The sequence below is a fragment of the Daejeonella sp. genome (genome assembly GCF_037719425.1).
Taxonomy (GTDB): Bacteria; Bacteroidota; Bacteroidia; order Sphingobacteriales; family Sphingobacteriaceae; genus Daejeonella.
The window spans coordinates 20991-29075 of the sequence record NZ_JBBJNI010000019.1 but is presented as its reverse complement, the minus strand read 5'-3'; the positions used below and the strand labels follow the sequence as shown (position 1 = coordinate 29075).

At 42.5% G+C, this 8085-nt stretch carries 6 protein-coding genes and 1 pseudogene; 3 read left to right on the top strand and 4 right to left on the bottom strand.

The features are described 5' to 3' along the window. A partial coding sequence (locus WKF69_RS04390) for an IS4 family transposase (RefSeq protein WP_340379804.1) occupies window positions 1-1147 on the bottom strand: 1147 nt, incomplete at its 3' end. Window positions 1148-1331: 184 nt separating this feature from the next. On the opposite strand from WKF69_RS04390, the pseudogene WKF69_RS04385 reads away from it, so the two are divergent. Further along, window positions 1332-2299: pseudogene (locus WKF69_RS04385) on the top strand (YpdA family putative bacillithiol disulfide reductase). Window positions 2300-2393: 94 nt separating this feature from the next. Here WKF69_RS04385 and WKF69_RS04380 read toward each other — a convergent pair. Further along, window positions 2394-2879 (bottom strand): HAD family hydrolase, encoded by a 486-nt coding sequence (locus WKF69_RS04380; RefSeq protein ID WP_340379803.1) that lies wholly within the window; start codon window positions 2877-2879, stop codon window positions 2394-2396. 246 nt (window positions 2880-3125) lie between these two features. On the opposite strand from WKF69_RS04380, the gene WKF69_RS04375 reads away from it, so the two are divergent. Next, complete coding sequence (locus WKF69_RS04375; RefSeq protein ID WP_340379801.1) at window positions 3126-4235, top strand: hypothetical protein; 1110 nt, start codon at window positions 3126-3128, stop codon at window positions 4233-4235. A 117-nt stretch (window positions 4236-4352) separates the two neighbouring features. Then, a complete protein-coding gene (locus tag WKF69_RS04370) occupies window positions 4353-4925 on the top strand; it encodes a 2'-5' RNA ligase family protein (RefSeq protein ID WP_340379799.1) in 573 nt (190 codons plus the stop codon). Between the two features lie 90 nt (window positions 4926-5015). Here WKF69_RS04370 and WKF69_RS04365 read toward each other — a convergent pair whose 3' ends face one another. Together WKF69_RS04365 and WKF69_RS04360 are read right to left on the bottom strand one after the other, a co-directional pair. Next, on the bottom strand, window positions 5016-5606 hold the full coding sequence (locus WKF69_RS04365; RefSeq protein ID WP_340379798.1) for a DUF502 domain-containing protein: 591 nt from the start codon (window positions 5604-5606) through the stop codon (window positions 5016-5018). Further along, a complete protein-coding gene (locus WKF69_RS04360) occupies window positions 5599-8058 on the bottom strand; it encodes a bifunctional UDP-N-acetylmuramoyl-tripeptide:D-alanyl-D-alanine ligase/alanine racemase (RefSeq protein WP_340379796.1) in 2460 nt (819 codons plus the stop codon). The genes WKF69_RS04365 and WKF69_RS04360 overlap by 8 nt, the downstream gene beginning before the upstream one ends. Window positions 8059-8085: the final 27 nt, after the last annotated feature.

Genomic DNA, 8085 nt, shown 5'->3' with positions numbered 1-8085 from the left:
CGGGGTCGCTATAAGCAATGTTCATCTGCATGATCTTTAACAGCGCCGATAGCTGCATCAGTACCAGTTTGCGTATCGCCCACCCGGTTTCCAGCAAGGTATCTTCTATACCAAATCCCCTATGCTTCAGCAGCCTGAACACCTGCTCTATAAACCACCGGCATTTATACCAGACAATCATTTTCACGGCATCTTCAAAAGTGGTGACTTCATGGGTCGTTAAGAGTTTCCAGTGTATTGGGTTCTCTACCCCGGGCGTGATTTCCTGCGCACAGACACACCTGATGGCAATGTGGGGCGGATATCCTTTCCCGCTTAAACTTGCAGGCCGTTGGATCTGAAACGAGCCGTAGCGTATTTCCATGCGTGCCACGTGCTTCTGCCTGTTTTTACGCTTGTCGGCAGGCACATCTATGTCATAATGACCGGCAACCGGAAATGAACCCACCGCTGTATATAGATCCCCTCCCTCGATCAGCTTCCGTGTCGTCCTGGAACGGATCAACAGGTGGTGCCTGGCATCTGGAACAAGGGCAAATTGTTCAAAGATGTCCCCTTCACGGTCCTGTACAAAAGTGACCCGATTGGCCGATCCAAGAACCTTTTTGGAATCGTTGGTGACCTCTATCCATTTATGGGATTCCTTTTCCGCTATAGGCTGGCTCTTATAATTTCTTGCTTTCCGGTCTGGCTGACCTATTGGCCGCTCAAAAACCTTGATGGCCGAAAAACCTAATGGATAAAGACTATTTGCATCGATGACCAATCCCGGATGGATTTTAAAACAAGTGGAATTTTCCGCATTATCCGACCTTCCCAAACCGGTATTGGCCTGCAACCTGTTCTTGTTTTTGGATACGTTTATTTCGCTGCTATCCTCCAGGCAAAGCAGTTCCCGGCCCACGGCCAACGGCATAACACGGGAGACCAGCTCCCGGATAAGGTCATCTTCTGAAAATTTATCGTTTTCCAGCAACCGGTAATAGGCGATCTGTTCAGACCTGTCTTCCGATAGGGCACTGATATTCGAACTTGGGTTTTTGGACAATTGGTTCCACAAAGCTTTGGCACGGACATCCAGGCGTTTATCCCCCGTCATACCGTTGAAATTCGGAACAAATAATGAAGGTGGCAATGAATCGTCCATAATTAAGTCTTTTATTCAAAGATCACCTTTTAGATGACATAATATTTGTGTGTACAGGGTAGCTACCGCAGGCAGGCAATCTGTGTTGATTGCTGGGATTGCTTCGCTATGCTCGCAATGACAACTAACAAGAGTGTGACCGATGGTTTAGGTCTCCACCTAATTTATAATTCTTGAACTTTATATGGAAAACGAGTTCGATATCTTGATAATCGGTGGCGGTCCGATAGGTATGTCTTGCGCGATAGAAGCGCAAAAGGCAGGGCTATCCTACGTGATCATAGAAAAAGGATGTCTCGTCAATTCTCTTTACAACTACCCTGCAAACATGACCTTTTTCTCAACGTCCGAGAAGCTGGAAATTGGAGGAATTCCTTTTGTATCGAATAACATTAAACCCACGCGTGCCGAAGCATTGGAATATTACCGGAGAGTAGCTGACAAATTTGACTTGAATCTTCGTCTGTTTGAAAAGGTAGATGACATAGAAAAGCATGCGAAACAGTATGTTATCTTAACGAACAAATCCAGTTATATCGCCAAAAATATTATTGTATCCACTGGTTTTTATGACCTCCCCAACCTGATGAATATTCCGGGTGAGGATCTTCCAAAGGTCAGACATTATTACAAAGACCCACACTTTTATGCTCAGCAGAAAGTCCTGATCGTTGGTGCTAATAATTCCTCTGTTGATGCAGCACTAGAAACCTATCGTAAAGGCGCGGAGGTGACTATGGTAATCCGAAACAAACAGATTGGCGAACGGGTAAAATATTGGGTTCGGCCCGATATTGTAAACCGTATTCAGCAAGGCAGTATCAAGGCATATTTCGATTCCACCCTAAATGCTATTAGTGAGCGTGAAGTTGAAATAACTACTCCGGAGGTAATATTACGATCCAGAACGATTTTGTTCTGGCTATGACAGGCTACCAACCAGATTTTTCATCTTTGAGAAAGCTGGGCATTAAACTTTCTGAAGATGATTTACAACTTCCGGAACACCATCCTGAAACGATGGAGACTAATATGAAAGGGGTCTATCTGGCCGGGGTCGTATGCGGAGGAATGAACACGCACAAGTGGTTTATCGAGAACTCAAGAGATCACGGGAGTCGGATTGTTGGGCATATCGTAAGTAGTATTTAGTGATCAGTAATCAGTAATCAGTGCGTACGACATCTAACTGCCGATTACTGGAGACCTGTGGCTGATTACTGTTACTGATTACCCATTACTAAACCTAGGCAATTAAATCCAAAACCTCTCCAATCGGCTGATCACTGTCTATCAGAATGCCCCTCACACCCGCTGCTTCGCCAGCAATCACATCACGCTCGCGATCACCAATAAAGTAGGACTTAGACGCATCTATTTGAAAACGCGCAATTGCTTTTTCAAGCATTAATGATCCTGGCTTACGACACAAGCAGTTGCCATTATATTGCGGATGATGGTTGCAGAAATAAGCTTCAGTTATCTTTATATCCTGATCTGCATAAGATTTTATCAAATAATTATGCATCTGCTGAAGCGTTTCAGGCGAGTACCACCCTTTTGCCAGTCCGCCCTGATTCGTAATAACAATTAAAAGGTAGCCCCGGGCCTGCAGCTCTTTAAGAGGTTCAAAATTATGCGCGAGCACTGAGAAATCTTCCAGCTTACATACATAATCACCTAACTCTTTATTTAAAACGCCATCTCTATCTAAAAAAACTGCTTTATTCATAACCTCAATTGTATTTAAGAAAGCGCAAAAATATTATCTTTATTGCCACGTCGTGCCTCCTCGCAATGACAGTGTTCATATTATATTGCGAGTGCGATAAAGCGGCAAAGTTAATTAAATCTCCTCGCCATTTGAACCCTTGTGAGCTAACATCAACTTAGGAAACTTTAAATTATAAATTCGTTCAAAATTGTTTTTAGTTAATTTGCAGTTAAATTGTCCTGATTTAAAACTTATGCACAGTGTATGAAAAAACTTTTACTTGCCACTAGTCTCCTACTAATAACTCAGCACGTTTTCGGACAGGGATGTGTTGCTGTGCGTCATTTCGGCGTGTGTTCCGCCGCTATGACTCATAATCTATTTGAAAAAGGAGATATACAAGCCGGAGTTAATTACCGGTATTTCAAGTCATTCAGGCACTTTAGAGGAACTCACGAGGAGGCAGATAGAGTTGCAAATGGCACAGAAGTAATCAATAACTCCCATAATTGGGAATATTCAGTTAGTTATTGGTTGTCAAAAAAGACGAATATTCTTCTCGGAATACCCACCCAGATAAATACGAGATCATCTCTGTATGAGCACGGCAGAAAGCAAAGGCATATGTCGTTTTCGCGAGGATTAGGGGATGTTCGTGTTGGAATTCAACAATGGCTGCTTCAACCCGGGACGAAAGCATGGAACCTCCAGGTTGGTTCATCCATTAAGCTTCCTACAGGAAATTTTAATTCTAGTGATATTTTTTACAATGTTGGAGTGAACGGTTCTCCCGAAGTCAGACCGGTGGATCAATCCATTCAATTAGGAGACGGTGGATTTGGTGTCATCCTTGAAACTCAATACTATGTTAAAGTAAGAGAAAAGCTTTCAATAACCGCAGGTGCATTCTACCTGGTCAATCCGAGAGAAACCAATAATATTCGCACATTTAGAGAAAAGCTAAATCCAATATTGACAAACGAAGCTATCACTTCAGTTCCGGATCAATTCTCCTCCCGGATAGCGGCTAATTATTCTCTTAACGATATATCCACTATATCTGTTGGAGGTCGTTATGAAGGTGTTCCTGTAAATGATGTGTTCGGTGGAAGCAGCGGTTTTAGACGTCCGGGTAATATTTTATCCATTGAACCCCAATATTCATACATGAAAAATAACCTAACGCTTAATTTGAGTGTTCCTGTTGCCGTAAGAAGAAATCGTCCGCAAAGCTATACTGACCTGGAAAATCAGAAAACCACGGGAACCTTTAGGCAGGGTGATGCAGCTTTTGCAGATTATGCAATTAATGTCGGCATACAGTACACATTCAAAGCTAAAGTCAAAGAGAGGCCTCCTCTCAATATATTTTAAATACGGCGGGCCCGTGGAGCTTACTTTTTATTGTAGCATTCGTCACCAGAAACATTTCTAAGATTCGTGGATTTACTAATATTTTTAGTATATTTACGTACCACGAATTTAGAATAGATGACTAGTTTATATTTAATTGCTATCCTGCCCCCCGAAGATCTTTCACGGCAGATACACGATATCAGACTACAATGTGCTGAAAAATTCGGCGTTCAGAAAGCTCTGAAACCTCCCGTGCACATCACCTTATACCGTCCCTTTAAAATTGAAGATGCATTTGAAGGCAGGATGATCAGACTGCTTCAATCTTTAGCATCTGGCCTCCAGCCTTTCCGGCAGGATATTGAAAATTTTGAAGCATTTGATAGTCATGCGGTAGTAATCCGTGCTTTGAAGAACCCAGAAATTATGAGATTACAACGTGCAGTGGCCTCTGTGTTCAGAAAAAATGAGATTGATAGACAGTCTCCGGGAAGCAAAAATTTGCCCTTCCGCCCGCATCTCACTGTCGCTTACCGGGATATTCTGCCCGAGGTATTTCCGATGATATGGAACGAATATAAAGACGCGCGATTCAAACGAGCTTTTACAGTCGAGCATTTTAGCTTGCTAAAACATGATGGTGAGAAATGGAATAGGATTAATGACTTTAAGCTCTCACAGATGGTGAGGCAACCTGAGTTGTTTTGATAAAGATATTAAAAAAAGTGATTAGGATTCATTGGATAATATGATTCATAGGATTATTAACTCATGAGCTGATTTCTCGTAGCCCGCATCTCATAAATGACTCACTCCACCCGAAACAATAAACTTCATTGCTTCACTTGCGCTCATGTTTAAAGATTTCACACGCTCCTGGCTAACAATGCACAACTGTCCGGCGAAGGAGTAGGACAAAGGGAAATAAACTGCGACTTCGCCCGGATAACCAATTTTAGAAAGGTCTTTTTGGGTAATAAACCCTATTTTCTTCAGGCCCGTTTCGTTGACCTCAACAACAACCGGTTCGCTGAATTTTTTATCATCTCCCACAAAGGCTTCGGTTAGATCTTTGAAGGATGTATAAATAACGTTGAATACAGGTAATCTTTTAAACCATCGGGCAAACCACTTTTTAATAGGATCAGTTACAAAATTGGTAACTACGATTCCAACTACTATCAGGATAACTAATACGGTGAGAATTCCGAGTCCGGGAATATAAATTGGCGTGCCCGTTTGATCAACCCAGATCACATCGCTTATGTTCAAAGCGCTGTCAACCTTGACGAAGATCCAGTAAATAAGAAAAATAGCCGCGGCGATAGGCACGAGCACGAGAGCGCCCCGGATCATATAATTTAATAAAGCTCTGACTATTCTATTCATAATAATAAACCCGTTTCACTCTCTGAGATATCCCTGTTAAAACCTCATACGGGATAGTTTCCATTTTCTTTGCTAAATCCTCTACGCGGATCTTATCATTAAACACAATCACTTCGTCGCCTTCTGCTGCGTTGATCCCAGTAATGTCGATCATGCACATATCCATACAGATCTTTCCAATGGTTTTTACTTTCTTGCCGCGAACCATCATCTGGCCAACACCATTACCAAGCTTCCGACTATAGCCGTCTGCATATCCAATCTTCACTGTTGCTATGGTGCCACCTTCAGGCAGTTTTCCTTCCCGTCCGTATCCTATGGTATCACCTGCCGGAATCTGTTTAATCTGAGATATACTTGTTTTCAGCGAAGTTACAGTTTGTAAAGGAGATTTGTCGCTGATAGAGAGATCAATCCCGTAAAGGCCTATACCCAGCCGCACCATATCAAACGCTGCATCAGGCCAGCGACTGATACCCGAAGTATTAGCCATATGCCTCAGGACGGGGTAGTTATATATCTCAAGTATTCTTTCAGAAAGCTGGGTAAACAGGCTGATCTGATGTTTTGTAAACTTATCGTGTTTTGGATCCTCACTCGCGACAAGATGTGAGAATATGCTCTGGACATGTATTGACTGGCTATCTTTAAGATATTCAATCAGCTGATCCATTTCATCTTCCATAAAACCTAGCCGATGCATACCCGTATCCAGCTTGATATGAACAGGATAATCTTTAATGCCTTTACGGGTAAGAGATTCGACGAATTCTTCTAATATCCTCAGGCTATATATTTCCGGTTCAAGTTTATTATCTATGATCGCATCAAAAGCCATGGAATCCGGGCTCATCACCATAATTGGCAGGCTCGTTCCAGCTTTTCTTAAAGCCACCCCCTCATCAGCGTAAGCTACAGCCAGATAATCTACTTTGTTAAACTCGAGCAAATTTGTGATCTCAAAACTGCCGCTTCCATAGGAGAATGCCTTAACCATCGCCATAACTTTTGAGCCTTGAGGCAGCAGGGCCTTATAGTAATTGAGGTTGTGTTCAAGTGCATTCAAATTGATCTCCATAACAGTCTCATGAACTTTCTGTGTAAGCACCTGGCTTATACGTTCAAATTCAAAGGACCTCGCTCCTTTCAGAAGAATAGTTTCATGACCAAATTTTAGTGATGCAAATGCCTGAAGAAAGTCATCTGTAGACTGATAGAATTCCGTTTCGCAGGGAAAATCCTTACCATAACTACTTATCAGGGGCCCTACACCTATCAATCTGTCAACTGATTTATTCTCAATCATTTGACCTATCTCATCATAAACTCCCTGTGAATCCAGCCCGGGAATATCAGAAAGTATAAGCGTACGCCGCGAATTTTGATTCTGCTGGTTTAGAAAATCGAGCGCAATAGCAAGCGATGAAAGATCAAGGCTATATGAATCGTCAATAACTGAACAGTAATTTATACCGGTCTTTAGTTCGAGTCGCATCCCGATAGGAAGCAATTTTTCCAATCGCTTGTCGGCTTCCTCAGGTTCATAGCCTAAAGCCAGCAGTGTTGCCCAGCAAATAATGCCATTTTCTACTGATGCCTGATCCGTAAAAGGAATTACTGCTTCTACATCCTTGTTATTAAATTTGGCGCGCAGGAATTGGTATTTATCCTCCAGCACCTCATCATCAAATACTTCCAGATCTGCTTTATCCCGATAGCACCATGTGAATTTATTCGTGCCGGGGAGCTCTCCGCTATACTGACTGAGATATTTGCTGGAATAAATGAACAGGTCTACTCCCTGAAACAGCTTTAATTTCTCGGTAATTTTATCCTCGATCGACTCGAAACCCGCGTTATGGGCTTCGCCTATATTGGTAAGGATCCCAATGGTGGGCTTGATGACGGCTGCTAACGCATCCATTTCATTTCCCGTGGATACGCCTGCCTCGAATATTGCAAGGTCGTTTTCTTCATTCATCTCCCACACGGAAACAGGTACTCCGAGCTGGGAATTATAGCTTTTGGGGCTTCTGACAATGTTATTTTCGGGGGCAAGAAGCTGATAAAGCCACTCTTTTACTATAGTTTTACCATTGCTGCCGGTAATTCCTATAACCGGGTAGTCAAATTTCGAACGGTGAACGGCGGAGAGGTCCTGCAGAGCTTTTAGCGTATCGTCAACAAGATAAAAGTTAGTACCCTTAAATTTCAGATGATCGAATTCCGGATCCGAGATCACAAAGCTCCTCACTCCTGCCTTATAAACATCTTCAATAAAAGTGTGTCCATCCCGACGGCCTTTCAACGCAAAAAACAAACCCTGAACCATATCACTGAGTTTCCTGCTGTCAGTCAAAAGTGTCCTGATCATAGCATCTTTAAGCTGAACAGATGCTTTCGCATTCATGCTCGCCGTTAGTTCTTCCGCAGGATAAAGTATATGGTTCATTGCTTGCTAATTTCATTAAATTTTAAG